Origin of the sequence: Streptomyces sp. NBC_01381, assembly GCF_026340305.1 — a bacterium.
In the GTDB taxonomy this organism is placed as follows: Bacteria; Actinomycetota; Actinomycetes; order Streptomycetales; family Streptomycetaceae; genus Streptomyces.
This window is the reverse complement of record NZ_JAPEPI010000001.1, coordinates 1,255,805-1,281,428: the sequence shown is the minus strand read 5'-3', so window position 1 is coordinate 1,281,428 and position 25,624 is coordinate 1,255,805. Positions and strand designations below refer to the sequence as shown.

26 protein-coding genes and 1 pseudogene are annotated in these 25,624 nt (G+C 69.6%); 13 read left to right on the top strand and 14 right to left on the bottom strand.

The window, feature by feature from the left end; translation table 11 throughout:
- Positions 1-63: 63 nt before the first annotated feature.
- Positions 64-894 carry an ABC transporter permease gene (locus OG453_RS06245; protein ID WP_266865286.1) on the bottom strand — a complete coding sequence of 277 codons (831 nt, stop codon included), beginning with the start codon at positions 892-894 and terminating at the stop codon, positions 64-66.
- A complete protein-coding gene (locus tag OG453_RS06240; RefSeq protein ID WP_266865284.1) occupies positions 891-1,931 on the bottom strand; it encodes an ATP-binding cassette domain-containing protein in 1,041 nt (346 codons plus the stop codon). The genes OG453_RS06245 and OG453_RS06240 overlap by 4 nt, the downstream gene beginning before the upstream one ends.
- A 154-nt stretch (positions 1,932-2,085) precedes the next feature.
- Here OG453_RS06240 and OG453_RS06235 point away from each other — a divergent pair, with 154 nt between their 5' ends.
- Both OG453_RS06235 and OG453_RS06230 read left to right on the top strand, forming a co-directional pair.
- The gene (locus OG453_RS06235; RefSeq protein WP_266865282.1) at positions 2,086-2,877 is read left to right on the top strand and encodes a TetR/AcrR family transcriptional regulator; all 792 of its coding nucleotides are present in this window, start codon (positions 2,086-2,088) and stop codon (positions 2,875-2,877) included.
- Positions 2,878-2,923: 46 nt separating this feature from the next.
- Positions 2,924-3,322, top strand: coding sequence for a PPOX class F420-dependent oxidoreductase (locus OG453_RS06230; protein WP_266865280.1), 399 nt, complete (start codon positions 2,924-2,926; stop codon positions 3,320-3,322).
- A 103-nt stretch (positions 3,323-3,425) separates the two neighbouring features.
- Here OG453_RS06230 and OG453_RS06225 read toward each other — a convergent pair whose 3' ends face one another.
- Positions 3,426-4,430, bottom strand: a complete 1,005-nt coding sequence (locus tag OG453_RS06225) for a WD40 repeat domain-containing protein (RefSeq protein ID WP_266865278.1) — start codon at positions 4,428-4,430, stop codon at positions 3,426-3,428.
- Between the two features lie 96 nt (positions 4,431-4,526).
- Here OG453_RS06225 and OG453_RS06220 point away from each other — a divergent pair, with 96 nt between their 5' ends.
- Positions 4,527-5,276, top strand: a complete 750-nt coding sequence (locus OG453_RS06220; protein ID WP_266865276.1) for an SGNH/GDSL hydrolase family protein — start codon at positions 4,527-4,529, stop codon at positions 5,274-5,276.
- Here OG453_RS06220 and OG453_RS06215 read toward each other — a convergent pair.
- On the bottom strand, positions 5,266-6,051 hold the full coding sequence (locus OG453_RS06215) for a hypothetical protein (RefSeq protein ID WP_266865274.1): 786 nt from the start codon (positions 6,049-6,051) through the stop codon (positions 5,266-5,268). The genes OG453_RS06220 and OG453_RS06215 overlap by 11 nt on opposite strands.
- A gap of 345 nt (positions 6,052-6,396) precedes the next feature.
- Here OG453_RS06215 and OG453_RS06210 point away from each other — a divergent pair, with 345 nt between their 5' ends.
- Positions 6,397-7,713, top strand: a complete 1,317-nt coding sequence (locus OG453_RS06210) for a DUF418 domain-containing protein (protein WP_266865272.1) — start codon at positions 6,397-6,399, stop codon at positions 7,711-7,713.
- Here OG453_RS06210 and OG453_RS06205 read toward each other — a convergent pair.
- Positions 7,710-8,505, bottom strand: a pseudogene (locus tag OG453_RS06205) (triphosphoribosyl-dephospho-CoA synthase). The gene OG453_RS06210 and the pseudogene OG453_RS06205 overlap by 4 nt on opposite strands.
- A 133-nt stretch (positions 8,506-8,638) precedes the next feature.
- Here OG453_RS06205 and OG453_RS06200 point away from each other — a divergent pair.
- Positions 8,639-10,498 carry a tetratricopeptide repeat protein gene (locus OG453_RS06200; protein WP_266865270.1) on the top strand — a complete coding sequence of 620 codons (1,860 nt, stop codon included), beginning with the start codon at positions 8,639-8,641 and terminating at the stop codon, positions 10,496-10,498.
- 4 nt (positions 10,499-10,502) lie between these two features.
- On the opposite strand, the gene OG453_RS06195 is transcribed toward OG453_RS06200, so the two are convergent.
- Positions 10,503-11,438 (bottom strand): hypothetical protein, encoded by a 936-nt coding sequence (locus OG453_RS06195; protein ID WP_266865268.1) that lies wholly within the window; start codon positions 11,436-11,438, stop codon positions 10,503-10,505.
- A gap of 106 nt (positions 11,439-11,544) precedes the next feature.
- Complete coding sequence (locus tag OG453_RS06190) at positions 11,545-11,958, bottom strand: hypothetical protein (RefSeq protein WP_266865266.1); 414 nt, start codon at positions 11,956-11,958, stop codon at positions 11,545-11,547.
- 83 nt (positions 11,959-12,041) lie between these two features.
- Here OG453_RS06190 and OG453_RS06185 point away from each other — a divergent pair, with 83 nt between their 5' ends.
- Positions 12,042-12,848, top strand: a complete 807-nt coding sequence (locus OG453_RS06185) for a helix-turn-helix transcriptional regulator (protein WP_266865264.1) — start codon at positions 12,042-12,044, stop codon at positions 12,846-12,848.
- Positions 12,845-13,192 carry a DUF397 domain-containing protein gene (locus OG453_RS06180; protein ID WP_266865262.1) on the top strand — a complete coding sequence of 116 codons (348 nt, stop codon included), beginning with the start codon at positions 12,845-12,847 and terminating at the stop codon, positions 13,190-13,192. Before OG453_RS06185 ends, OG453_RS06180 begins: the two co-directional genes overlap by 4 nt.
- A gap of 77 nt (positions 13,193-13,269) precedes the next feature.
- On the opposite strand, the gene OG453_RS06175 is transcribed toward OG453_RS06180, so the two are convergent.
- Entirely contained in the window at positions 13,270-14,451 is a 1,182-nt protein-coding gene (locus OG453_RS06175; RefSeq protein WP_266865259.1) for a calcium-binding protein, read from the bottom strand.
- A 374-nt stretch (positions 14,452-14,825) separates the two neighbouring features.
- Positions 14,826-15,332: a carboxymuconolactone decarboxylase family protein gene (locus tag OG453_RS06170; RefSeq protein WP_266865257.1), complete on the bottom strand. Its 507-nt coding sequence runs from the start codon at positions 15,330-15,332 to the stop codon at positions 14,826-14,828.
- Between the two features lie 15 nt (positions 15,333-15,347).
- Here OG453_RS06170 and OG453_RS06165 point away from each other — a divergent pair, with 15 nt between their 5' ends.
- The 3 genes from OG453_RS06165 to OG453_RS06155 all read left to right on the top strand — a co-directional run bounded on the left by OG453_RS06165 (position 15,348) and on the right by OG453_RS06155 (position 17,631).
- The gene (locus OG453_RS06165; RefSeq protein ID WP_266865255.1) at positions 15,348-15,890 is read left to right on the top strand and encodes a MarR family winged helix-turn-helix transcriptional regulator; all 543 of its coding nucleotides are present in this window, start codon (positions 15,348-15,350) and stop codon (positions 15,888-15,890) included.
- A gap of 81 nt (positions 15,891-15,971) precedes the next feature.
- Positions 15,972-16,577 carry a Uma2 family endonuclease gene (locus tag OG453_RS06160; RefSeq protein WP_266865253.1) on the top strand — a complete coding sequence of 202 codons (606 nt, stop codon included), beginning with the start codon at positions 15,972-15,974 and terminating at the stop codon, positions 16,575-16,577.
- A gap of 61 nt (positions 16,578-16,638) precedes the next feature.
- Positions 16,639-17,631, top strand: coding sequence for an aldo/keto reductase (locus OG453_RS06155; protein ID WP_266865251.1), 993 nt, complete (start codon positions 16,639-16,641; stop codon positions 17,629-17,631).
- A gap of 137 nt (positions 17,632-17,768) precedes the next feature.
- Here the strand turns inward: OG453_RS06155 and thpR are convergent, their stop codons facing one another.
- The 3 genes from thpR to OG453_RS06140 form a co-directional block, all read right to left on the bottom strand.
- The gene (thpR, locus tag OG453_RS06150) at positions 17,769-18,338 is read right to left on the bottom strand and encodes an RNA 2',3'-cyclic phosphodiesterase (protein ID WP_266865249.1); all 570 of its coding nucleotides are present in this window, start codon (positions 18,336-18,338) and stop codon (positions 17,769-17,771) included.
- Between the two features lie 119 nt (positions 18,339-18,457).
- Positions 18,458-19,798, bottom strand: a complete 1,341-nt coding sequence (locus OG453_RS06145) for an MFS transporter (protein WP_266865247.1) — start codon at positions 19,796-19,798, stop codon at positions 18,458-18,460.
- 56 nt (positions 19,799-19,854) lie between these two features.
- Positions 19,855-20,292, bottom strand: coding sequence for a MarR family winged helix-turn-helix transcriptional regulator (locus tag OG453_RS06140; protein ID WP_266865245.1), 438 nt, complete (start codon positions 20,290-20,292; stop codon positions 19,855-19,857).
- Positions 20,293-20,436: 144 nt separating this feature from the next.
- On the opposite strand from OG453_RS06140, the gene OG453_RS06135 reads away from it, so the two are divergent.
- Positions 20,437-20,619, top strand: coding sequence for a ribbon-helix-helix protein, CopG family (locus OG453_RS06135; RefSeq protein WP_135333375.1), 183 nt, complete (start codon positions 20,437-20,439; stop codon positions 20,617-20,619).
- A gap of 55 nt (positions 20,620-20,674) precedes the next feature.
- On the opposite strand, the gene OG453_RS06130 is transcribed toward OG453_RS06135, so the two are convergent.
- Positions 20,675-22,123, bottom strand: coding sequence for an NCS2 family permease (locus OG453_RS06130; protein WP_266865241.1), 1,449 nt, complete (start codon positions 22,121-22,123; stop codon positions 20,675-20,677).
- Positions 22,124-22,336: 213 nt separating this feature from the next.
- Between OG453_RS06130 and OG453_RS06125 the strand changes: the two genes are divergently transcribed.
- A complete protein-coding gene (locus OG453_RS06125; RefSeq protein WP_266865239.1) occupies positions 22,337-22,606 on the top strand; it encodes a DUF2530 domain-containing protein in 270 nt (89 codons plus the stop codon).
- 95 nt (positions 22,607-22,701) lie between these two features.
- Positions 22,702-25,104 carry an HAD-IC family P-type ATPase gene (locus OG453_RS06120; protein ID WP_266865237.1) on the top strand — a complete coding sequence of 801 codons (2,403 nt, stop codon included), beginning with the start codon at positions 22,702-22,704 and terminating at the stop codon, positions 25,102-25,104.
- 71 nt (positions 25,105-25,175) lie between these two features.
- On the opposite strand, the gene OG453_RS06115 is transcribed toward OG453_RS06120, so the two are convergent.
- Positions 25,176-25,622, bottom strand: coding sequence for a prevent-host-death family protein (locus OG453_RS06115; RefSeq protein WP_266865235.1), 447 nt, complete (start codon positions 25,620-25,622; stop codon positions 25,176-25,178).
- Positions 25,623-25,624 lie beyond the last annotated feature (2 nt).

Below are 25,624 nucleotides of genomic sequence, written 5' to 3'. Positions count from 1 at the left end.
CGTCGACGGGGGCGCCCGGCACACACCGTGCCGGGCGCCCCCGTTCGCGTACGGAAAAACTCCTCAGCGGCTCAATTGCTTGAACTTCCTTACCGCCAGCGGCAGGAACAGCAGCGAGACCGCCAGCGGCCACACCACCGCCATCAGGATCGCGTGCTGCTCCACCCAGCTCGCGCCGCCCGCGCCCGGGTTGCCGAACAGTTCGCGTGCCGCCGTGCCCGTGGAGGACACCGGGTTCCACGCGGCGATCGGCGCCAGCCAGTCCGGCATCAGCGACGGCGCCACGAAGACGCTGGAGATCATGGTGAGCGGGAAGGCGACCGCGTAGAGGCCGCCCGCCGCCTCCGGGGTCGGGACGACGAGACCCAGGTAGACGCCCACCCAGATCAGGCTGAAGCGCAGCAGCAGGAGGAGGCCGAAGGCCGCCAGGGTCTGCGGCAGGCCCGCGCTCGACCGCCAGCCGATGGCCAGCGCCGTCAGGGCGAGGATCGTCAGCTCGGCGCAGGCCACGATGAGGTCGGCGAGGCCGCGCCCGGACGCCACCGCCGACGGCGCCATCGGCATCGAGCGGAAGCGGTCGATGACGCCCTTGGTGGAGTCGGTGACGACGCCCATCGCGGTGTTCATGAAGCCGAAGGCCATGGTCATCACGAACATGCCGGGCATCAGGAACTGCTTGTAGTCGCCGTCCTCGCCGCCGCCGGGCACCTTCATCGCCTCGCCGAAGACAAAGCCGTACAGGAGTACGGAGATGATCGGGAAGCCCAGCTGCCAGGCGATGTAGACCGGGCGGCGCTGGTAGTGGGTGAGATAGCGGCGGGTGATGTTCCAGGAGTCGGCGAGCGTCCAGTAGAGGCGCCCGCGCGAGGTGTCCGCGGTCAGTGCGACGCTCATGCCGCCACTCCGTCCTTCTCGTCGTGCTTCGCGTCGGCATCGGTCAGCGGCTCCGCGGGCGACTCCGCAGGCGGCTCCGCCCGGTGTCCCGTCAGCCGCAGGAACACGTCGTCCAGGCTCGGCCTGCGCAGGCCGATGTCCTCGATCGCGATGCCCTGGTCCTGGAGCGTCCGCGCCACCTCGGTCAGTGCGCCGACCCGGTCCGTGACGTCCGCCTGGACGCGGCGTTCCAGGGCGTTCGTCTGCGGTACGCCGTCGGCCACGCGGGACACGGCCGTCCACGCCGCCGACAGGTCGGCGGCATCGCGCACCACGACCTCCAGGCAGCTGCCGCCCACCGTGGACTTCAGGCCCTCCGGGGTGTCGTCGGCGATGGCGCGGCCCTGGTCGATGACGGTGATCCGGGACGCCAGTTTGTCGGCCTCCTCCAGATACTGGGTGGTCAGCAGGACCGTCGTGCCGTCCGCGACCAACTTCCGTACGGTGTCCCAGACTTCGAGGCGTCCGCGCGGGTCGAGTCCGGTGGTCGGCTCGTCCAGGAAGAGGACGGCCGGCGCGAGGATCATCGAGGCGGCGAGGTCGAGCCTGCGGCGCATGCCGCCGCTGTAGTCGCCCGCGCTCTTGTCGGCCGCCTCCACCAGGTCGAACTGCTCCAGGAGTTCCTGGGCGCGGCGCGCCGCCCGCCTGCCGCCCAGATGGAAGAGGCGGCCGAACATCTCCAGGTTCTGCCGGCCGCTGAGCACCTCGTCGACCGCCGCGTACTGCCCGGTGAGGCCGATGCGGGCGCGTACGGCTTCGGGGCTGCGGACGACATCGGCGCCCGCGACCTCCGCGCGCCCGCCGTCGAGCCGTACCAGTGTCGAGAGGATGCGGACGGCGGTGGTCTTGCCCGCACCGTTCGGCCCGAGCAGTCCGTGCACCGTGCCGCGCGCGACCGTGAGGTCGAAGGCGTCCAGGGCCTTCTTCTCGCCGTAGCGCTTCTCCAGGCCCTCGGCCCGTACCGCGTAGTCGTTCCGGTCGTAGTCGTTCCCGTCCATCGCTGCCCCTCCAGCCAGTTCCGCCACAAGCCCTATGCCCTATGCGCTAAGCCCGGCGCCCTATGAGTACGGCGTACCCAATTGAGAGTACACCGTACCCAGTTTTGCGGGTACACCGTACCCAATTACTTCTCGGACCATTAGGCTGAGCGCCATGACGAGCACGAACGGCGGCGACGTCCAGCGCACCGGCAGCGACATCACCCGCAGCCTCGACATGCTCTGGGGCAGCGGCGAGCGCCCGGCGCGGGGCCCCAAGCCGGGGCTCACCCTGGAGCGGATCGTCACCGAGGCGGTGCGCCTTGCGGACGCCGAGGGCATCACCGCGGTCTCGATGCGCCGCCTGTCCACGGAGCTCGGCACCGGCACGATGTCCCTGTACCGCTACGTCCCCGGCAAGGCCGATCTGCTCGACCTGATGCTGGACCGCGTGTACGCGCCCCCCGAGGACCCCGAGGGCGCGGAACCCTGGACCGGCGGCTGGCGCGAGGGCGTCGAGGAGTACGCCCGCGAGACCCTCGTCCTCTACCGCCGCCACCCCTGGCTGCTCCAGGTCAACCAGGCCCGCCCGGTGCTCGGCCCCGGAGCCGTCGGCGGCCTCGACCGGACGCTGTCCCGGATCAAGCCGATGGGCCTGACCGACCCCGAGCTGATCGGGGTGATCGTCATGACCGAGGGGTACGTCACCGGGGTCGCCCGCACCCAGGTGCACGAGATCGAGGCGGTGCGCAAGACCGGCCTGTCCGACCGGGAGTTCTGGGAGGCGCAGGCCCCGGCCCTCGACAGGATCATGCGCAGCGGCCGCTACCCGGCGCTCGCCGGCCTCTCCGAGGACGCGTTCGGCGCGGACTTCGACCACTTCGAGTTCGGCCTGCAGCGGCTGCTCGACGGCCTGGACGTCCTGGTCGCCCGGCGCGAGGGTGAGCAGGACGCCCAGAGAGCGTGACATATACGGCGATCAGTGCCTGTATGGACGGATGACGCCGAAACCCATGAGCCCAGCGAGCCCCGCCCTCGCCCCGTTCGTGAAGCAGTACACCGTCCTGCTCACGAGCCACAAAAAGGACGGCACGGGCGTGGGCGCCCCCGTCAGCATCGTCGTCGAGGGCGACCACGCGTACGTCCGCACCTACGCCAAGGCGTGGAAGGCCAAGCGGATGCGCCGCAACCCCGAGGTCGAGATCGCCCCGTCCACACTGCGCGGCGCACCGACAGGACCCGAGATCAAGGCACGGGTGCGGCTGCTCGACCAGGGCGGCGAGGAGAACAAGCACGCGGCGAAGCTGCTCAGGCGCAAGTACCCGGTACTGCACGGCCTGTTCGTCCCGCTCACCCACAAGGTCACGCGGGACAAGACGCTGCACTACGAGGTACGGGTACTGGGCGAGTAGCGCTGCACTTCCGCGCCCCGAAGCCCCACGGGGTGCGCTTCCGTGCCCCAAAGGGGCGCGGGGAACTGCGCGACCAGCCACATACGGCCCGCAGACTTCATCCTCAGCGCCGCCGCAACACCCGCTTCAGGCCGAGGAAGGCCGCCACCACGACGGCCAGGGCCAACGCCCCCACTTTGAAGTCCCCGTCGAGCCCGGCGCCCCCGCCATCCCCGGCATCCGGGCCCGAACTTCCGCCGCCTGAACCGGCGGTGCCGCCCGCGCCCTCCACCTCAACCGGCTCGACCTCGCCCTGCTCGCCCTCCGTGCCGTACATGAGGGTCGTCCCGTCCAGGGTGTACGACACCGACTCCCCCTGGCCCTGCAGGGGAACGCTCAGCCGCCCCTCGCGCGCCGGCATCTTCCCCTCGCCCTTCCAGGCGTACGAGACACCGCCCAGATAGCCCCGCAGTGCGAGCTGCTTGCCGTCCGGCGAGAAGGCGCCGTCGGTCGTCCAGAGGCCCGTCTTCCCCAGCCGCTTGAACACATTGACCCCGGAGGCGGACATCTGCGCAGGCCCCTCGTACAGCGCCCCGCCCTCCTCCTTCTTGTCGGCGATGTAGATCCGCCCGGTCTTGGGGTGGACCATCAGCGCCTCCGCGTCGCGCGCCCCGTCCTCGTACTTCACCGTGTACTGCGTGGCGCGCACGGTCTGGTCGCGGAGCTGCTTCGGCTCGGGCAGCTTGTAGATCCACACGTGGGACCAGGTGCCGCCGAGGTTGTCGCCGATGTCGCCGACGTAGAGGTTGCCGTCGCTGCCGACGGAGACCGCCTCGACGTCGCGTGGCTTCCCGACGCCGGTCATGGTGATCGTCGCGACCGTCTCGCCGGTCTTGCCGTCCACGGCGTAGAGCAGCGCCCCGCCCTTGTCCTGGTCGTTGTGCGTCCAGTAGACGCCCGGGTGGGCGCGGGACGCGGCAAGGCCGCTGGACTCGATGATGCGAGGGTCCTTCATGGTGAACCCGTCGTGGCTGTCGTCGGCGGCGGCCGGAGCGGCGGCGCCGAGCAGGACCAGGCAGCCGGCGGCGGCCGCAGCCATGGCACCCATCGAAGTACGCAGTGAACGCATGGCCCAAGACTGCCACCCCGGCGCGGGGCGACGGGCGTCCGGCGGGTGTTGAGCCTCACATCGCAGGCCGGGGCCTTGATCCGGGATGATGAGCGGATGCTCAGGTTCATGTTCGTCGGCGACTCGATGACGATCGGAAGCGCCGGGGAACACACCTGGCGCCACCGGATGTGGCAACACCTGCGGTCCTCGCTGGGCGAGCTCGGCGAGCTGGGCGAGCTCGGCGGCGAGGGCTTCGCCGTCGTGGGCCCGCGTCTGACGCTGCACGACAAGTCCACCGGCGAACCGACGTCGCACGCCTACGCCGACGGCACGGACCCCGCCTTCCCCCGCAACCACCTCGCGGGCTGGGGCGAGGGCTGGCTGCACATGGCGCCGCAGATCGCCGACGCGGTGACGCGCGACCGCCCCGACGTGCTGCTGATCTCCCTCGGCCTGATCGACCTCGGCTTCTACACGAACGCCGAGCAGACCGCGGAGAACATGCGCCGCTTCGTCGCTCAGGCCCGTACGGCCAACCCGCACATCCGGATGGTCATGCTCCCCGTCATACCGAACGTCCGGGCCCGCACGGACGCCCCGTTCGCGGCGGAGGTCGCCCGCTTCAACATGCTGCTCGCGAAGGCGGTCGCCGACCTCGACACGGGTACGTCCCCGCTGCTCCTGGCCTCGTCCCCGGCGTCGTACGACATCGACGTCGACACCTACGACGGGACGCACCCCAACGCCTCCGGCGAGCACCGCCTCGCGGGGGCGTTCGCCGACGCCATGCACCAGGCGTGGGGCGTGGGCGCGCCGTACGGGACGACGCGCCCAGAACTGCTCAACTCACTTACTACCGGCTGAAGTTGGCCTTGAGGGCCTTGAGCCCCGCGATGTCCCACTTCGTGTACTGACCGGCGTACTTCTTGACGCGGTCCTCGCTGCCGCCCTTCGCCCTGCCGTGGCCGCCGTTGGGCGAGCACATGACCGGGGTGTCCTTGCTGCTGTTGCTGACGCACTCGAAGGGGTCGACGGTCTTGTTGGCGTCCGGGCCGTCGGCGTTCGCGTGGTCGAGCCCGATCGAGTGCCCGATCTCATGGCTCATCATGTTCGAGATGCGCGCCGGTCCTATCGCGTAGTCCCCCGGCTTCCAGTACTCGCTGTCGACCCATATCCACCCGCCCCACGCACTCTGGTTGCCGCTCGCCGAGCAGGGGTGCGCCTGGGAGAAGCCCGGCTTGTTGCCGGGCATGAAGGGCCGGTACTTCAGGCCGACGGTGATGACGTGACGCTCGGCGGTGTTACAGGCGTTCTGTTCCTTGTGATAGCCACTGGCCAGCGTGAACTTGGTCCCCGTGACCGCGGTCAGCTGCGCCGCGGTCTTCTTCAGCTGCGCCCGCAGCTGGGACTCGGCGGTCTTGGTCTGCGCGGCGGTGAGCTTGGTCTCGGACGCCTTGGGCTCGACGAGATGGATGACGTACGGATCCGGGCTGAGCGACTGGATCCCCCGGCCGTTCAGGATCCGCCATCCGGTGCCCTGGTACACGTCCCCCGCGGCGTACGCCGGATTGCTGAGCGCGACGAGCCCCGCGGCGGCGGCGAGCACGCCGACGGAGCGGACGATCTTCTTCATGGTCATGCGCGGATCTTCGCGGAGGGTGCCAACAACTCCCCAACGGGGGTGGGTCTTTGGCGGCCGCCGGCCTGCCTCAAGCGCGCGGGGCGGCGCGGAAGATCTCCGCACCGCCCCGTCCCCCGTTCGCTCCCCCGTACCCCGCCCCGATCCCCCGTTCGTTCCCCCGTTTCATGCCGGGCGCCCCCGTGACGCCCGGCAGGAAGAACGCTAGGCAGCTCCGCCAACACACCGCCAACAGCGGCTTCGTACTTTGGTCGGCGGGACCGGCAGCCGACCGCATCCCTTCGTCGGCCACCTCAGAACGGAAGGCGGATGCCCACCCCGCTGCCGCCTTTCTAGCGTCGAAGCATGACGGTCGAGACCAAGAACACGGGTGCCCGCACCGCGAAGACGGGCCTTCGCACCGCGCCCCGCCGTGCGGGCGTGCTGCCCGCCGAGCGGGCCCTCGCACCCGACCTCGCGCGCGGGCTCATGCTGCTGTTCATCGTCCTGTCCAACACTGCGTTCCATCTGACGGCGGCCCGGCACGGTCCTTCCGGGTGGCAGCCGGTGGACGGCGGATGGCTGGACCATGCCGCGCAGTTCACCATGATCACCGTCCTTGACCTGCGCATCTATCCGCTCTTCGCGTTCCTCTTCGGGTACGGGATGATGCGGCTCTTCCTGCGGCAGACGGCGGCCGGAACCTCGGAGCGGGACGCGGTGCGCCTGCTGCGGCGGCGGAGTGTGTGCCTGATCGTCATCGGGCTGCTGCACTCCACCCTCCTGATGGCCGGGGACATCATCGGCTTCTACGGGGTGGTCAGCCTCATCCTCGGCTGGCTGTTCCTGCGGCGCAGCGACCGTGCGCTGAAGTGGTGGATCTGGATCGCCACCGCGCAGTTCGTGCTGCTGGCCGCCCAGCCCGTCGTATCCGCCCTGCTGGCAGGGGAATTGGGGTCACTCGGGGACGCCGGTGCCGAACCGGGCGCCGATGCCTACGCCGCCGGCGAGTCCAGCTGGGTGGCGGCCGCGGGGACGCGGATCGGCAGCGGGCTCTTCGTGACCTTCGCCGCCGCCCCGCTCTCCCTCGTCGGCGGCGCGTACGTCGTCTTCCTGCTCGGCTTCTGGGCCGCGCGCAGGGGCGTACTGGAGAACCCGGGCCGCCACCTGCCCCTACTGCGATGGACCGCAGTGATCGGCATCGCGGTGGGGTGGCTGGGGGCGCTGCCCGCCGCGCTTGCGCACGTGGGGGCGCTGGATGTCCCGGACGACGCGCAGAGCGAGGGCGGCGTCCTGACGATGCTGCGGGACGCGACGGGGAACGCGGCCGGGCTCGGATATGTGGCGGCGGTGGCGCTGTTCGCGCACTGGTGGGCGGGGCGGGAGTCCCGCGGGGGCACTCGGGCCCTGTCGGCCGTCACCGCCGTCACCGCCGTGACCGCCGTGGGCAAACGGTCCCTCTCCTGCTACCTCGCCCACTCGCTCCTCTTCGCCCCCGTCCTCGCGGCCTGGGGCCTCGGCCTGGGCGAGCACCTGTCGAGCGCGACGATGGCGCTGTTCGCGGTGGGGGTGTGGCTGATCACGGTGGCGGGTGCGTACGCGTTGGAGCGGGCGGGGCGGCGGGGCCCGGCGGAGACGGTGCTGCGCAGGATCATGTACCGGCCCGGGCGCGGCTCGGCCTAGCGCACCCCCTCCAGGAAGATCCCGCAGGCGAGCAGCGCGGCACTGCCTCGCGGCCGCAGCCCGCGCTCGCGCAGCTCGGCGTCGAAGGAGGCAAGCTGTGCGGCGCCCTCGGGGGTAGCGGTGCCGCCCGCGTCGAGCACGGCCCGCGCCCCGGCCTGGACGGCGCGGAGGCCGTGGGGTCCGGCGGCGTACAGGACCCCGGTGTCCTGGAGGGTGCTCATGAGGGAGAGGGGTACGTCTGGGTGGCAGGTCCCGCCCCGCAGAGCGGCCAACGCCCGCCGCGCGTGCGGGAATCCGGCGCGCGCCTCGCCGCGGGCGCCTGCGGCGCCGTAGCGCGCGGAGACGGTCGAGCCGGGCGAGGGGAGGCGGGGCGCGGTCGCGGAGGGCGGCGAGGGCTTTGGCTGTGTCGGTCAACTTGCCTATGTGTGAGGTTGGTTGGAGGGAAGTGGCCGCCACGAGCAGCCCCAGCGCCCAGATGGCGCCCCGGTGCGTGTTCACGCCGCCCGTCGCCCGCAGCATGGACCGCTCGGTCGCGCGGCCGATGGACCCGAGCTCCTCGCGCAGGGCCTGCGTGGGCTCCGCGCTGCGGCGTGCGGCGGCGGCCATGGCGGCGAAGCCGGGATGCAGCGCCTTCGCCGCCCACCGCACGGCGGTCACGTCCTCGCGGACGGCACCGGGCCTGGGTGCCAGCTCGGCCTCCACGAGCAGCGCCCGAACGGCGGACCGGGCGAGCAACTCGTCGTCGTACGCCCCTGAAAGCGCCACGCCGCGACTCTCACTTTCTGCTGCCATGGCGGCGACGCTAGGCGCGGATCCGGTGAGTCCCCTCGGGGTGCGCTGTGAGCGGCCTGTGGGTCACCCTTGCCCCCGGCAATCACGGGACGTGGAGCGGCAGTTGAAGACAAGCGGACTACCGTAGCTATGTATGGGGGAGAACACAGTCTCCGGTGGCCGTCAGGACGCAGTCGTCCAGGCCGACACTGTGCACAACGTGACCATCACGTCGCCGCCGCAGAGCGAGGAATCGCTCCCGCGCTATCTGCGGGACTCCGACCGCTGGCCGCTCACCGACGAGTGGGAGGCGTTGGCGGCGGGTGCGCATCGGGCGCGGCCCGGCGATGACGGGAGCAAGCTGCCGCCGTACGTCGAGCGGGACGTGGACGAGGTCTTGCGCGAGGCGGTCGCGCGGGGCGGCCTTGTCGTGGTCGTCGGCGACTCCACGGCCGGGAAGACGCGGGCTTCGTACGAGGCGGTGCGGGCGGTCCTGCCGGGGCGACGGGTGGTGGCGCCTCCGCCAGGCGGGCACTTGGAGCGGGCTCCAGAAGTGGTGGAGCGGGCCGGGGTGCCGTGCGTCGTGTGGCTGGACGACCTGGAGCGGTACCTGGGCCCGGAGGGGCTTGAGCCGGACGTACTCGAGGATCTCGTCAGGCTCGATGTCCCCGTCGTCGCGACGATGCGCCTCAAGCCGTACGAGACGTTCAGCCTGGGCCAGGAGGATGGCATCGGTTCGCGGGTGCTGCGGCTGGCCGAGGTCGTCGACCTGAACCGCTTGTGGAGCGATGAGGAGCTCTCTCGCGCCGGCGACTGCGACGACTCACGCATCGTGGACGCCGTTGCTCACCACGGGACTTACGGGATCGGGGAGTATCTGGCGGCGGGGCCCGCGCTGCTGCGGGAGTGGCGGCACGCGTGGTCGGCGCAGGGGCATCCGCGCGGCGCGGCGCTGGTTTCGGCGGCCGTCGACCTGACGCGCACGGGTCTGCGCGGGCCCTACCCGCAGGCACTGCTGGCCGAGCTGCACGACCACTATCTGGCTGCGGCGGGCGGTCGGGTGCTGCGACCCGAGCCCTTGGAGGAGGCCTTCCACTGGGCGTCGCGCGTGCGGTTTGGCGTGACGAGTCTGCTGGTACCGATGGCGGAGGAGCGGTGGGCGGCTTTTGACTACCTGGTGGATGCTGCGGAGTCGGCCGTGCCGGGATGGACATGGGATGGGGCGCTCGGCAGCGCTGCCGATGAGGATGATGGCTTCGCCATTGGGGTGAGCGCGTACCGGGCCAACGAGCACAGCATCGCTGAGGCGGCTTGGCGACCGCTCGTCGAGGCTAGCGACATGGCAGCCGCCAACAACCTCGCCAACCTCCTAACAGAGGACGGCCGTACCGAGGAAGCCGAACAGCTCTACCGCCACGCCCACAACAACGGCGACCCCGACGCCACGTACAACCTCGCCATCCTCCTCGCAGAGACCGGCCGCACCGACGAAGCCGAGCACCTCTACCGCCACGCCCACAACAACGGCCACCCCAACGCCGCGTACAACCTCGCCATCCTCCTCGCAGAGACCGGCCGCACCGACGAAGCCGAGCACCTCTACCGCCACGCCCACAACAACGGCCACCCCAACGCCGCCAACAACCTCGCCATCCTCCTCGCAGAGACCGGCCGCACCGACGAAGCCGAGCACCTCTACCGCCACGCCCACAACAACGGCCACCCCAACGCCGCCAACAACCTCGCCATCCTCCTGAACAAGGCTGGACACACCGACGAAGCCGAACAGCTCTACCGCCACGCCCACAACAACGGCGACCCCGACGCCACGTACAACCTCGCCATCCTCCTCGCAGAGACCGGCCGCACCGACGAAGCCGAACAGCTCTACCGCCACGCCCACAACAACGGCGACCCCAACGCCGCGCACAACCTCGCCATCCTGCTGGAGGAAAGCGGCCGCACCGACGAAGCCGAAGCCCTGCGCCGCCAGATCGCAGAAGCCGAGGCCTGAACCCTCACCCCGCAGCGCCGGCAAGCCGATCGCGCCACGACGGTGGTTGAGGCTGAGGCCCAGTGCCAGCACCCGCGGCTGACGCCCCCGCCCCCACCACCCTGCACCGCCCGCACCGCGTCTCCTCGCCCACCGGCCTGAAGACATGCTCGGCACCCGGCCCCACGCACGTCACCAGCCCAGCCGGTGTCGCCCCCGGAGGGGCATCCACCGCCGCCTCCACCGGCAGCTTCTGCACCAACCTGTGCCTGACGAACCCCACCGCCGACCGCACCCCACCCGCAGGCAGCCCCACCGTCAGCGCGCGCCGCAAGTCACCCGCCGAGACGCCTCGCCGCAACCACTCCGCCGCCGCGTTCGCCAGCCCCCGCGCCTCGCGCACCCCCAGCAGCAGGTCACGGTTCACGTGCCGCAGCGACAGCAACACCCGTTCCGCCTCTGCCAGTTCATCGTCGCCCTCACTCTCACCCTCGCCTTCCGCAAGCGGCGGCTCTTGGGGTGGGGGGTGGGGAAGGTTCTTCTCCGGTAGTTCTTCTACCGGTAAAGAGCCCCCGACGTTCCGCACGCCCGGACCGCCGACCGTCGGCGGGCGCTCACTCGGAGGTGCGCCTCCCGCCCGGACCGCCGACGCCTCCTCACGCGTGAGGGTGATGTTCGCCAGGAGCTGCTCCGTGACCCAGCGGCCGCGCTCGCCCTGCCAGCGCCAGGCGTGCAAGTAGCCGTATTCGCCGAGGAGTTGTTTGGCCCGCTGGTAGGCGCGGCCCTTGATGCCGAGCCGTGCCGCGTGTTCTCCGAGGGAGTGGGCGGCGGCATCCGCCTCCGAGAGCCCCTGCACGTACAGGAGCAGAATCTTCGCGTCGCTGTTCAGGGCCTGATGCCGTACGACGTCGTGCGAAGCCTTCGTGTAGCGCCGCGTGGGCGCGATAGCATGCCGAAGCATCCCGGTGGACCTCTGATCCATTCGGTGGTGAAGGTCCTCGGGCGGTGTCGCAAGCACCTCCGAGGACCGCTCCGCGCCCGAGTGGACACGGAGTGTGATGACGCGCTCACCGTACAGCACATCTCACCGCCTCGTGCAACAACTCCGCCTCCACGAACGGCACTTCAGCGGTCGGCGGCGACCGCCAGTCCAGCGGCCAGGTGTTGCCCCGCAGTGCCGGTACGCCGACGAAGGCCACACTTCTCCCCTCCCTGCCGATGGCCCGCGCGCCGTCCCGCCATACGTGCCGGGCGGCGCCCCCCGCCGGTAGCAGGAAGTACAGATTGCGCGCGCCCGTCGCCTCGCGGACGATCGGGCCCGCCTCGAAATCCGTGAACTGCATGAGTTCGTAGGCGACTTGCTCACCCAGCGCGCCACCGATGCGGATCGCGTCGAAGTGGATGCCCGCGTGACGCAGGGCGTGGCCTGACCTGGGGATCCAGTCGTGGACCGGGGCGGGGGGTGGAGTTTTCAGGTTCATGCGCCGAATGCTTCCGGCTGCTCACATACTGTGACCAGGGCCACACAAGGGCCGTGCAGGGCTGTGCACTTGGGGAGGATGTTGTGCACTCAGGTGAACGCGGGTCGGAGACGTTCGGCGCGCTGCTGCGGTTCTTCCGCGAGCGGGCCGGGATTACGCAGGAGGCGCTGGGCTCGCATGTCCAGTACTCCAAGTCGCAGGTGGCGATGGTGGAGCGGGGAGAGCGGCCGCCGAGGGGCACGCTCGTCGAGATCGCGGACGAGGTACTGAGTGCACAAGGTGCACTTCTGCTGCTCGCGGAGAAGGAGTTCAGGGAGAGCGGGCTTCGGCCGTGGACCGAGGATTACCTCGCCGAGGAGAGGCAGGCGTCCGCCCTTCACGTGTACCAGAGCCATGTGATCCCCGGTTCGCTCCAGACGGAGGCGTATGCGCGGGCGATCTACAACTGCCATTGCCCGGCGCTGGACGACGACGAGATCGAGCAGCGGGTGACAGCTCGACTAGCGCGCCAACAGCTATTCCAGCGCAAGCCAGCGCCCGTCATTAGCTACGTACTGGAACAGAGCACGCTCGCACGGCCGCTGGGTGGGCCCATGGCTCTCAAAGAACAGTTGCACCACATCCTCGGCATCGGCCGCTTGCGCCATGTCGAGATCCAGGTCATGCCGCACGACCGGCAAGCCCATGCGGGGCTGAACGGGCCCATGATCCTTCTGGAATCAGCCGAGCATCGCCAGCTCGCCTACGTCGAGGGCCCGAGGGGCGGCTACTTCATCTGCGAACAGCCGGACCTGGGAAGCCTGTTCGCACGGTATGGCATTCTGCGAGCACAGGCTCTCAACCCTGACGAGTCCGCGAGGCTGATCGAAGAGGCGGCAGAGACACTATGAGCATGGAGCTCGACTGGTTCAAGAGCAGCTACAGCGGCGACGAGGGCGAATGCGTCGAGGCAGCCCTCTCCTGGAACAAGTCCAGCTACAGCAGCGAGCAGGGAGAGTGCGTCGAAGCCGCCGTCCACTGGGGCAAGTCCAGCTACAGCGGCAGCGAGGGCGAATGCGTCGAGGTGGCCCCCGACTGGACCAAGTCCAGCCACAGCAGCGGCGACGGCGAATGCCTAGAGGCAGCCGCAACCCCCACCGCCATCCACATCCGCGACTCCAAGGCCCCCACCCTCCCCCACCTCACGCTCACCCCCACCGCCTGGACCGCATTCCTCGCCCACGCCACCGCGTAACCGCCGGGGGCACACCACTGCCCCAACCAGTGGCCGGCTGGGGCAGTGTCACGCGGTGGTGCGGGGGGGGGCAAAAACTAGGCGGTGCAGCTGGTCGGGTGCTCAGTGCCGGGGCACGTGTCCGTTCCGTTGCCGCCGTCGGCGGTGTCGTCCCCGGGCCCGGCGTTGATGGTGTCGTTGCCGTTGTTCCCGTTCAGGGTGTCGTCGCCGTCGCCACCGTTGAGGGTGTCTTCGCCGTTGCCGCCATTGAGGGTGTCGTTTCCGGCGCCCCCGTAGACGGTGTCGTCGGCGTTGTCGGCGTTCACGGTGTCGTTGCCGCCCAGCGCGCAGATCACGTCGCTGTCGACGGTGCCGTTGATCGTGTCGGCGCCGCCGGTGCCCGTGATCGTGCAGCCGTTGGCGTTGTTGACGGTGGTGGACTCGGAGTCGCTGTTGTTGCCGGGCGTCGGGTCGTCCTCGACGGCGCTGCTGGTGGCCGTCGCGGTGACGGTGCCGGTGGCGGCGGGTTCAACGGTGACCGTCACGGTGGCCGAGCCGCTGGCGGCCAGCGAACCCAGGGAACAGTTCACCGTGGAGCCGCTGGGCGTGCAGGTGCCCTGGCTGGAGGACACGCTGCCCACGGAGACCGCGGCGCCCGTGTAGGTGACGGAGGTATCGACCGAAGTGGCGGCGCCTGGGCCGTTGTTGGCGACGGTCACGGTGTCGGTGAAGGAGTCGCCGAGCGCGACTGGGTCGGGGGTGTCGGAGACGGCCGTGGACAGGTCGGCGCCGCTGGGCCCTCCGGGGCCGATCGTGGTGGTGGTGCTGGCGGACCCGAGGGGCCCCATGCCCACCAGCTCGGCGTCGGCAGTGACGATCCCGGCAGCGGTCGGCAGCACCGTCGCGGTGATGGTGATGGGGTCATTTCCCGGGTTGAACTGCGGGAAGCAGGACGCGTGGGTGCCGGACGCGCTGCACGACAAGGACACGTTGTTGGAGGTGACGGCTCCGGTGAAGGTGGCCGCGGCGCCACTGAGGTCGATGGTGGCATCGCCGAAGCCGCCCTCGAACAGCGGCTCGGGGATGGTCACGATGTAGTCGTACGGGATGTTGGCCGGGACCGGGTCGGCCGAGTCGGTGATCTGGATGTGATCGTCCGCGTGCGCGGGTCCGGCGACGGCGAGCATTCCGTACAGGGCCAGCGCGAGGGCGGAGACCAGGACGGTCAGCCGGGTGCGCAGTCTGCGCGGTAAGGACCGGGAGTGCGTGGTCGAAGACATCAGGATGTCCCCTTTCCGCGTCCGCATCCTGTCGGCGGGGGCAGGCAGCCCCCTGGGCATCCGCAGTGATGCAGACAACGGCACGACGGGCCGACGACGGCGGGGCGGCTCCGGGGGCATCCCCGGAGCCTGCCGTCTGCCGCCCGCCGGGCGAGGACTGGGCCGCGGCTGACGCTCAACTCCCCGTTCATTGCGCCGAGTTGGCCCGTGCGGGTCGTTGGCGCCAGCATGACACCGGCATACTCAACATCGGAATAGAGCGGGCGAAAGTGTCAATTTGATGCTGAAACAGTCATCCGCCACCAGAAGGAAGCGAAAGAATCCCAGCAGTCGGATACCCGGCAGGCGGCGACGGGGCCAGCCCCGCCCCGCCCTCACGTGGCCCGCGTAAGCCGATTCGCCAACGTCGACATCGTGTACGTACCGATGCCGAGCACGACCTCCAACGCGTTCCGCTCCGTGTAGCCGTGGGACAGGAACGCCTTCAGCTGCTCATCATCGACACCGCCCGCGGTCGCAAGGACCTCCAGCGTGAACTGCCGTACGGCTTCGAGCCGTTCATCCTCCAGGGCCCGGCCCTCCCGCAGCGCGGTGATCAGCCCCGTCCCCGCGCCCAGCTTGCGCAGCTTCCCCGTGTGCATGGTGACGCAGATGTGGCAGTCGTTGCGTACGGCGATCGTCATGATGACGACCTCCCGGGCCACCGGCTCCAGCGTCGAGCGCTCGAAGCTCGCGCTCAACTCCAGGAAGCCATTGAGGAGTTCGGGTGACTCGGCGAGGCGCGCCACCGCACTCGGGGTTTTGCCGAAGGCGGCTGCCGTGCGCTCCATCGCGGCGCGCGACTCGGCCGGTGCGGTCTCCACAGTGTGCTCAGCGAACAAGAGGTACCCCTTACGATGGACAACGTGGTTGACGATAAGAAGGTAAACCAGGTTGACGATTCCCGCAAGGGGGATTCCTCGGAGAATCCTGAGAGCGACGGGCGGGGCTACGAGCTGCCCCTGCTCCTCTTCGCCGGGTTCCGCACCCTCATCGACCAGCTGCACGCCGAGCTGGCCCGGCAGGGGCACCCGGACGCCCGCCCCGCGCACGGCTTCGCCATGCAGGCCATCGGGATGCAGGGCGCCAGCGCCAGTGAGGTCGGGCGACGGCTCGGCGTCTCCAAGCAGGCCGCGGGCAAGACGATCGACCGCCTCATCGCCCTCGGCTACGCGGCACGCACCGACGACCCCGCCGACGCCCGCCGCAAGCTGGTCCGGCTGACGCCGCACGGCATCGACGCGCTCGCCCGTTCGGCGGCGATCTTCGAGGAGCTGCACGCGGAGTGGGCGAGGCAGTTGGGCACGCGACGCCTCCGCGCCATGGAGGACGACCTCCGCACCGTCGTCCCACCGGAGGCGTTCCGGCTCGACGCGGCGGGGTGGATGGGCGGTTCGTGACGGACGTGACCTTGGCTCCGTGCGTATCGTTGTACTGCGCGGCTGTACTCAACTGTGGGGCAGCCGGGGAGGAGCGCCACGATGACCGTCGTAGACACCGACAGGATCGAAATGGCCGAGATCGGCGACAGGAACGGCTTGGACGCACTGTTCAAGGCGCTCGGGCGAGACCACTTCCTCGAAGGCTACCGAGTCGAGATCGTCGGGGGAGCCGTCTTCATGACGCCGCAGCGGAACACGCACTGGCAGATCATTCGCCGAATCGTCCGAGCCCTGGAGGACAGGTTCGGCATGGATGTGATGGTGCTCTCCGACGTGCGCATCGATTTCCCCGGACACCAGAACGGCTTCTGCCCGGACGTGGCGAAACTGCGGGACGGGGCACAGTGGAATCATGAGCGCGGTTGGCAGTACAAGGACGTCGAATTCGTCGCCGAGGTCATCTCCAAGGGCACTGCCGAGAACGACTACTACGCCAAGAAGTACGCATACGCCACAGCCGGAGTCCCTGCCTATCTGATCGTGGATCCGTACGAGGGCCAGTGTCACCTCTACACCTGCCCCAAGGAGGGCGACAACGGCATCGACTATGCCAGCGATCTCCCGTTCTCCTTCGGCTACGAGGTCGACCTGACCTGCACGCCGGCCGACCTCGTCCTCAAGACCGACGACTTCCCCCGCGACTGACCGCCCCACCAGGCCGCGCCCCCTTGCCTGGAGCCCACTCAAAGTCGTTGGCTAGGTACCCATGAAGTACACGCAGCTGGGACGCACAGGGCTCAAGGTCAGCCGGCTCACGCTCGGGACCATGAACTTCGGGCCGCAGACCAACGAGGCCGACAGCCACACGATCATGGACGCCGCGCTCGGCGCGGGGATCAACTACTTCGACACCGCCAATGTCTACGGCTGGAGCCCGAACAAGGGCCGCACCGAGGAGATCATCGGCACCTGGTTCGCGCAGGGCGGCGAGCGGCGCGACAAGGTCGTGCTCGCCACCAAGCTGTACGGGAGCATGGCCGTCGACGGAGAAGCGCCGTGGCCCAACCACGACAAGCTCTCCGCGCTCAACATCCGCCGGTCGGTGGAGGCGTCGCTGCGGCGGCTGCAGACCGACTACATCGACATCTACCAGTTCCATCACATCGACCGCCGGACCCCTTTCGAGGAGATCTGGCAGGCCGTCGACGTGCTCGTGCAGCAGGGGAAGATCCTGTACGCCGGGTCCTCCAACTTCCCCGGGTACAAGATCGCCCAGGCGAACGAGGTGGCCGCACGGCGCGGCAGCTACGGCCTCGTCAGCGAGCAGTGCCTGTACAACCTCGCCGAGCGCAGCGCCGAGATGGAGGTCATCCCAGCCGCCCAGGACTACGGCGTCGGGATCATCCCGTGGTCGCCGCTGCACGGCGGTCTCCTTGGCGGCGTACTGAAGAAGGAAGGCGAGGGCTCGCGTCGTACCGGTGGGCGGGCCGCGGCGGAACTCGCCAAGCCGGAGGTACGCGCGCAGGTCAAGGCGTACGAGGAACTGCTCGACAAGCACGGCCTTGAGCCGGGCGAGGTCGCGCTGGCCTGGCTGCTCACCCGGCCCGGCGTGACCGCGCCGATCGTCGGGCCGCGCACGGCCGAGCAGCTCGACTCCGCGTTGCGGGCGGTCGAGCTCGAGCTGTCCGATGAGGTTCTGGGCTCGCTGGACGAGATCTTCCCCGGGCCGGGGCCGTCTCCGGAGTCCTTCGCCTGGTAGGGCGTACGCGGGCGGGCCGCTTCGGCAGGCTGCTGTCCTAGCTGCCGAACGCGGCCGCCACCGCCACTACGACGAACATCATCACGAGTACACCGGCCATGATCCGGTTCCTGGTTTTCGGGTCCACGTAGTCGAGGTTAACCGGCGCCGCCGAGCGGCCAGCGCCCGACCACCTCGTAACGGGGCCGCTCCCCCGGCATCCCGCTCTTGGGCAGATTGCTGCGTACGAGGGTCAGCTCGGTCACCGTCCACTCCTCGCCCTGGAATGCGGCGAGGGCTTCGGCGTACGGGGCGAGGGGTGGCTCGCCCTTGCCGCGGGCCAGGGTGAGGTGGGGGCGGTAGTGGCGGTGCTCCTCCATGGTGATGCCGGACTTGCGGGCCGCGGCGTCCGCGCGGGCGGCGAGCAGACGCAGGGCGTCGATGTCGCCCGCGGCGCCGGCCCACAGCGCCCGGTCGCCGAAGTGGCCTCCGCCGTGCAGGGAGAGGGGGAAGGGGGCCGTGCGCTTGGCCGCGCGGGACAGGCGGTCGGAGAGCTCCGGGACTGTGGTGTCCTCGACCTCTGCCATGAAGGCGAGGGTGAAGTGCCAGCCCTGCGGGGCGGTCCAGCGGAGGTCGTCCGCGCCCGGCAGGGATTTCAACTTGGCTGTGGCCTGGGTGAGTTCGGCCGTGACCGGGGCGGGGGGCAGGACTGCCGCGAAGAGTCTCATGGTGCGAGTCTCGCCTCCGGCGGTTCCTTTCCCCAATCCCGCCCCTTCCCGAAACCGCCGCTTCGCGGCGGATCCTTCCCGCCCACCCACCCGATTGCCCGGCATCCCCAGGGGCACCGTCACGCCGCCGTAGCCAGCTGCTCCCTCGGCACGAACTGCACATGCTGCCGGCCGCGCCGCAGATCCACCTTCAGGCGAAGGTTCGCCGCCCGGGCCAGCATCAGGCCGACGCCCACCGCGGCGAGCGCGCAGACGAGACCGCCGACGGCCATGCTCAGGCGGACGCCGTACGCGTCGGCGAGCCAGCCGAAGAGCGGGCCGCCCAGCGGCGTACCGCCGGTGAAGACCATCATGAACAGGGACATGACGCGGCCGCGCATCTCGGGGTCCGTGGCCATCTGGACCGAGGAGTTGGCGGTGACGTTCACCGTCAGACCGAGGATGCCGATCGGGATGATCAGCGCGACGAACATCCACAGGTCGGGCGCGAAGGCCGCCACCATCTGCAGGACACCGAAGGCGATCGCCGCCCCGGCGAGCAGCCGCAGGCGTGATGTGCCGCGGCGCGCCGCGAGCAGCGCACCGGCCAGCGAGCCGACCGCCATCAGGGTGTTGAACAGCCCGTACATCCCCACGCCGCCGTGGAAGATGTCGTCCGCGAAGGCGCTCATCCAGATCGGGAAGTTGAACCCGAAGGTGCCGATGAAGCCGACGAGGACGATCGGCCAGATCAGTTCGGGATGCTTCGACACGTAGTTCAGGCCTTCTCGCAGCTGGCCCTTGCCCCGCGGCTTGCGCGGGGTGTGGTGCAGCTCGCTCGTACGCATCAGGAGCAGGCCGGTCAGCGGCGCGAGGAAGGAAAGGCCGTTGGCGAGGAACGCCCAGCCGGGGCCGACGGCCGCCGTCAGTCCGCTCGCCACGGCGGGGCCGACGAGCCGCGCCGACTGGAAGTTCGCCGAGTTGAGCGAGACCGCGTTGCGGACCTGGTCCGGGCCCACCATCTCGGAGACGAAGGACTGCCGGGTCGGGTTGTCGACGACCGTGACGAGGCCGGTGAAGAAGGCCGCCAGGTAGACGTGCCAGACCTGGACGTTGCCGGTGAGCGTGAGCGCGGCGAGGAAGAGGCCGCTGATGCTCATCGCGCCCTGGGTGCAGAAGAGCAGCTTCCGCTTGGCGAACCGGTCGGCGATGACGCCGCCGTACAGGCCGAAGAGCAGCATCGGCAGGAACTGCATCGCGGTGGTGATGCCCACGGCCGCGGACGATCCGGTGAGGCTCAGGACCAGCCAGTCCTGGGTGATGCGGGCCATCCACGTACCGGTGTTGGAGACAACGGCGCCGGAGGCGAAGAGCCGGTAGTTGCGGATCTTCAGCGAGCTGAACATCGACGACTTACCGGCAGGGTCTTTGTCGAGGGCGGTTGGTGCGGGGGCGGAGTCTGCTCCGGATCCCGTACTCAAAGTGCGTTCGCCTCCTTGGCGTACGTGGCAGGGGTTCCTGCCGGGGTCCTGCCGGGTTACAGATGGGCGAGCTTCTCCAGGACCGGGGCGGCGGCGCGCAGCCGCGCCCACTCGTCCTCGTCGAGGTGCTCCGCCAGACCGGCGAGCCAGCCGTTCCGCTTGCGGCGGCTCTCCTCGAGCATCGCCTCGGCGGTCTCTGTCTGGGTCACCACCTTCTGGCGGCGGTCCTCGGGATGCGGCTCAAGACGGACGAGACCCTTGGCTTCGAGCAGCGCCACGATGCGGGTCATCGACGGCGGCTGCACATGTTCCTTGCGGGCCAGCTCACCGGGGGTGGCGTGGCCGCAGCGGGCGAGGGTGCCGAGCACCGACATTTCGGTGGGGCTCAGCGATTCGTCGACCCGCTGGTGCTTGAGTCGACGGGACAGGCGCATCACGGCGGAGCGCAGTGAGTTCACGGCGGCGGCGTCGTCACCATGGGAGAGGTCCGGCATGTTCGTTAGAGTAACTCATTACTCTGCCTAAGGACCACCCGGTTTCCCGTGCTGGACCAGGGAGAACCCTTTCGTCACCCATATGAGTGAGGCGACTTCGGAAAGTGAGACGCGCGCGGCGGGGCGGCGGCGACCCTGTCACGCATGGGATCGACAGTGCTCAGCCTGCGGATAGACGGTGAGCTGCTCGACCGGCTCAAGCAGCACGCCGCCAAAAGAGGGATGAGCGTCCAGGACTATGTGGTCCGGACGCTCATCCGTGATGACTTCGACGAACGCTTTGCGACGTCCGTCGAGGAGACAGAGAAGTTCTACGGGGCCGCGTGACACCTGCGGACCGGTGGGGGCTGGTCGCGCAGTTCCCCGCGCCCCTTCGGGGCGCTTACGTGAGACCCAGCGCCGGCATCAGGTAGTAGAAGCCGAACACGGCCGCCACGACGTACATCGCGACCGGCACCGAACGCCCACGGCCTGCGGCCAGCCTCAGCACGGTGAAGCTGATGAAGCCGATGCCGATGCCGTTCGTGATCGAGTACGTGAACGGCATCATCGTCATCGTCAGGAACGCCGGGATCGCGATGGTGTAGTCGCTCCAGTCGATCTGTGTGATCGAGCCGGACATGATCAGGAAGCCGACCGCGAGCAGCGCGGGCGTGGCCGCCTGGGACGGCACCATCGTCGCGATGGGCGTGAGGAAGAGCGCGACCGTGAAGAGGCCGCCGGTGACGATGTTGGCGAAGCCCGTACGCGCGCCCTCGCCGACGCCCGCGGTGGACTCCACGAAGCACGTGGTGGCCGATGAGGACGAGGCGCCGCCGGCGGCGACGGCGATGCCGTCGACGAACAGGATCTTGTTCATGCCGGGCACATTGCCCTTGGAGTCGGTCAGCTTGGCCTCGTCGCTGACGCCCATGATCGTGCCCATGGCGTCGAAGAAGCACGAGAGCAGCACGGTGAAGACGAAGAGGATGCCGGTCAGCATGCCGACCTTGCCGAAGCCGCCGAACAGGCTGATCTGACCGATGAGCCCGAAGTCCGGTGACGCGACCGGGTTGCCGGGCCACTCGGGCGTCGTCAGGCCCCAGGAGGGGACCGTCGCGACGGCTTCGATGATCATCGCGACGATCGTCATGACGACGATGCTGATGAGGATCGCGCCCGGCACCTTGCGGACGAGCAGCGAGAGCGTGAGCAGCGCGCCGAGGATGAAGACGAGAACCGGCCAGCCGGTGAGGTGGCCGTCGCCGCCGAGCTGCAGCGGGACCGTGGTGTGCGCGGCGTCCGGGATGCGGGAGACGAAGCCGGAGTCGACGAGGCCGATCAACATGATGAAGAGGCCGATACCGATCGCGATGCCCTTGCGCAGGCCCAGCGGCACGGCGTTCATCACGCGCTCGCGCAGGCCGGTCGCGACGAGCAGCATCACGACGAAGCCCGCGAGGACGACCATGCCCATCGCGTCGGGCCACGACATGCGGGGCGCGAGCTGGAGGGCGACGACGGTGTTCACGCCGAGGCCGGCGGCGAGCGCGATCGGGACATTGCCGATGACGCCCATGAGCAGCGTGGTGAAGGCGGCGACCAGGGCCGTCGCGGTGACCAGTTGGCCGTTGTCGAGCTGGTTGCCGTACATGTCCTTCGCGCTGCCCAGGATGATCGGGTTCAGCACGATGATGTAGGCCATCGCGAAGAAGGTGGCGAAGCCGCCGCGGACTTCCCTGGCCAGCGTGGAGCCCCGCTCCGTGATCTTGAAGTAGCCGTCGAGGCCGCCTTGCGGGGGCTTCGGCGGCTCATTGCTGGCGTCGACCGGGGAGGTGGCCGAGGAAGGCATGCGGGACCTCATGAGCTCAGGGAAGGGGAAAGATCGTTAAGCCGTGACCTTAAGATCGAATTGTTTCTTCGTACGAAAGCAATCGGCCATTAACGAACCGTTTCAGTATGAATACATGAGACCGAATTCGCTATCTCCGCGCGTAGACCCTTGAGCCACAAGACCTGTGCGCCCCGGGGCGGGGGGCGGCCGGCCCTCTCGTAAGCTGTGCACATGGCGAAGTGGACCCCCAAGCACGAGGCGCCGGAGCCCCTGGAGGGCCCCGTCGTCGCCACCATCACGGGCGGCACGATCCTCTGGTTCGTCCTCTTCCTGGTCCAGCTGCCGTTCTATGGCTGGTTCGACGACCGCGACGCCACCTGGTGGGTGTGGACCTGCCTCGCCGGGGCCGGTCTCGGCCTGATCGGCATCTGGTACGTCCGTGGGCGCGACGCCGCGCTCAAGCGAGCCGCCGAAGATTCGGCGCACGGGGCCGCGGAGTAGCCCGTACGACCACGGGACGGTTCGCGTCCTACCGTGGTCGGATCTTTCCGGCACTCAAGGGGTGAACGCCCCTTCCCGCCCTTACCGTCGAGGGCATGACGCATATCGACGCGGGCGCCGAGCTCGACCCGGTCCACCCGGTGGCACCGGTCACCGGACGCGCGACGGGTCTTACGGCCGCCGAGGTCGCCGAGCGGGTCGCACGCGGCGAGGTCAACGACGTACCCGTACGCAGTTCGCGCTCGACCACCGAGATCATCCGGGCGAACGTCTTCACCCGGTTCAACGCGATCATCGGCGTGCTCTGGGTGATCATGCTCGGCGTCGCGCCGATCCAGGACAGCCTCTTCGGCTTCGTGATCATCGCCAACACCGGCATCGGCATCATCCAGGAGCTGCGCGCCAAGAAGACCCTGGACGGGCTCGCGGTCATCGGCGAGGCCAAGCCGACCGTGCGGCGCGGCGGCGTGGCCGCCGAGATCTCCACCTCCCAGATCGTCCTCGGCGACCTGGTCGAGCTGGGCCCCGGCGACAAGATCGTGGTGGACGGCGAGGCGGTCGAGACCGACAGCCTGGAGGTCGACGAGTCGCTCCTGACCGGTGAGGCCGACCCGGTCATCAAGAAGCCCGGCGACCGCATGATGTCGGGTTCCTTCGTCGTCGCGGGCGGCGGCGCGTTCACCGCGACGAAGGTCGGCCGCGAGGCGTACGCGGCGCAGCTCGCCGAGGAGGCATCGCGCTTCACGCTCGTCCACTCCGAGCTGCGCAGCGGTATCTCCACGATCCTCAAGTACGTGACGTGGCTGATGGTCCCGACCTCGATCGGCCTGGTCATCAGCCAGCTCGTCGTCAAGGACGACAACTTCAAGGAGTCCATCGCCTACACGGTGGGCGGCATCGTCCCGATGATCCCCGAGGGGCTCGTGCTCCTCACCTCGGTGGCCTTCGCGATCGGCGTGATCCGCCTCGGCCGCAAGCAGTGCCTGGTGCAGGAGCTGCCCGCCATCGAGGGCCTGGCCCGCGTCGACACGGTCTGCCTGGACAAGACCGGCACCCTCACCGAGGGCGGCATGGACGTCACCGAGCTGCGCCCGCTCAACGGCTCGGACGAGGCGTACGTACGAAAAGTCCTCGGCGCCCTCGGCGAATCCGACCCGCGCCCCAACGCATCGCTCCAGGCGATCATCGACGCCTACCCCGACGCCGTGGAGTGGCGCTGCACCGAGTCGCTGCCCTTCTCCTCGGCCCGCAAGTACAGCGGCGCCTCCTTCAGCGAGGGCGACGGCGACAACTCGACGTGGCTGCTCGGCGCCCCCGATGTGCTGCTGCCCGCCGACGACTCGTCCCTCGCGGAGATCGAGGATCTCAACCAGCAGGGCCTGCGCGTGCTGCTGCTCGCCCGCGCCGCCGGTGAGCTGGACGACCCGGACGTCGCCGCCGGAGCCCGCGCCACCGCCCTGGTCGTCCTGGAGCAGCGGCTTCGCCCGGACGCCGCCGACACCCTGCGCTACTTCGAGGAGCAGGACGTCGCCGCCAAGGTCATCTCCGGCGACAACGCGGTCTCGGTGAGCGCGGTCGCCGGCAAGCTGGGCCTGCCCGGCGCGGAGAACACGGTGGACGCCCGCCGGCTGCCCACGGAGCAGGGCGAGATGGCCGAGGCCCTGGACGCCAACTCCGTCTTCGGGCGGGTCACCCCGCAACAGAAGCGCGACATGGTGGGCGCCCTCCAGTCGCGCGGCCACACGGTCGCGATGACGGGCGACGGCGTCAACGACGTACTCGCCCTGAAGGACGCCGACATCGGTGTGAGCATGGGCTCGGGCTCGGAGGCGACGCGGGCGGTCGCCCAGATCGTGCTCCTCAACAACAGCTTCGCGACGCTGCCCTCAGTGGTCGCGGAGGGCCGCCGGGTCATCGGCAACATCACGCGGGTCGCGACGCTGTTCCTGGTCAAGACCGTCTACTCGGTGATCATCGCGCTGCTTGTGGTCTGCTCGCAGGTGGAATACCTCTTCCTGCCCCGCCACCTCACCCTGCTCTCGACCCTCACCATCGGCGTCCCGGCGTTCTTCCTGGCACTGGCCCCCAACAAGGAGCGGGCCAAGCCCCACTTCGTACGCAGGGTCATGCGGTACGCGATCCCGGGCGGTGTCGTCGCGGGCGTCGCCACCTTCGCGACGTACCTCCTGGCCCGGCACCACTACGAGGGCGCGGGCGCACGGGAAGCCGAGACCAGCGCGGCCACGCTGGCGCTGTTCCTGATCGCCATGTGGGTGCTCGCGATCATCGCCCGCCCCTACACGTGGTGGCGCATCGGGCTCATCGCCACGATGGGTCTCGGCTTCCTGCTGGTGCTCACCGTCCCCTGGCTCCAGGACTTCTTCCAACTGAAGCTGGTGGGTACGACGATGCCGTGGGCGGCGGTCGCGATCGCGGCGGCGGCCTCACTGATCATCGAGGTCGTCTACCGGTGGGTCGGCCGCCGCTTTCCGGCGTGACGGTACTGCGGTCAACGGCAGTCGGTGTCCTTGGGGTGTCGCGGCGACTGGTGCCTGGCCACGCTTCGGCGTCATCCGGTGATCTGCACAGGCCCGAAGTCACCCTCAGTGGGCTCCTTGGCCTCGCGGTACTCGGCGGGGTCGGCCTTGATGCGGGCCGTGGCGCGCCAGCCCGCGATGACCTCGGCGGCGTTGCGGTCGAGGTCCAGTTCGGCCGCGTCCGACAACGCTTCGACCAGCTCGACCGTGAATTCCCGGACCTCCCGGTCCGCGAGATGCCGCGCCCAAGGGAAGACTTCCGGTATGGCGACGAGCAGCGCTCGGAGGCTCGCGTCGTCGCGCATCAGGGCGACGAACACCCGGGAGGCCGAGGTCAGGGACTGGTCGCGCTGGTCCTCACGGTCGGCATCGGTCAGGTAGAAGTCCCGCGCGTCCCGGTGGGTGATGCGCAGCCTGCCCAGCCGTGCCGCCCGCTCGGCAACAGCCTTCGGATTGCGGGAGAGGTCCGAGAACGTCACGG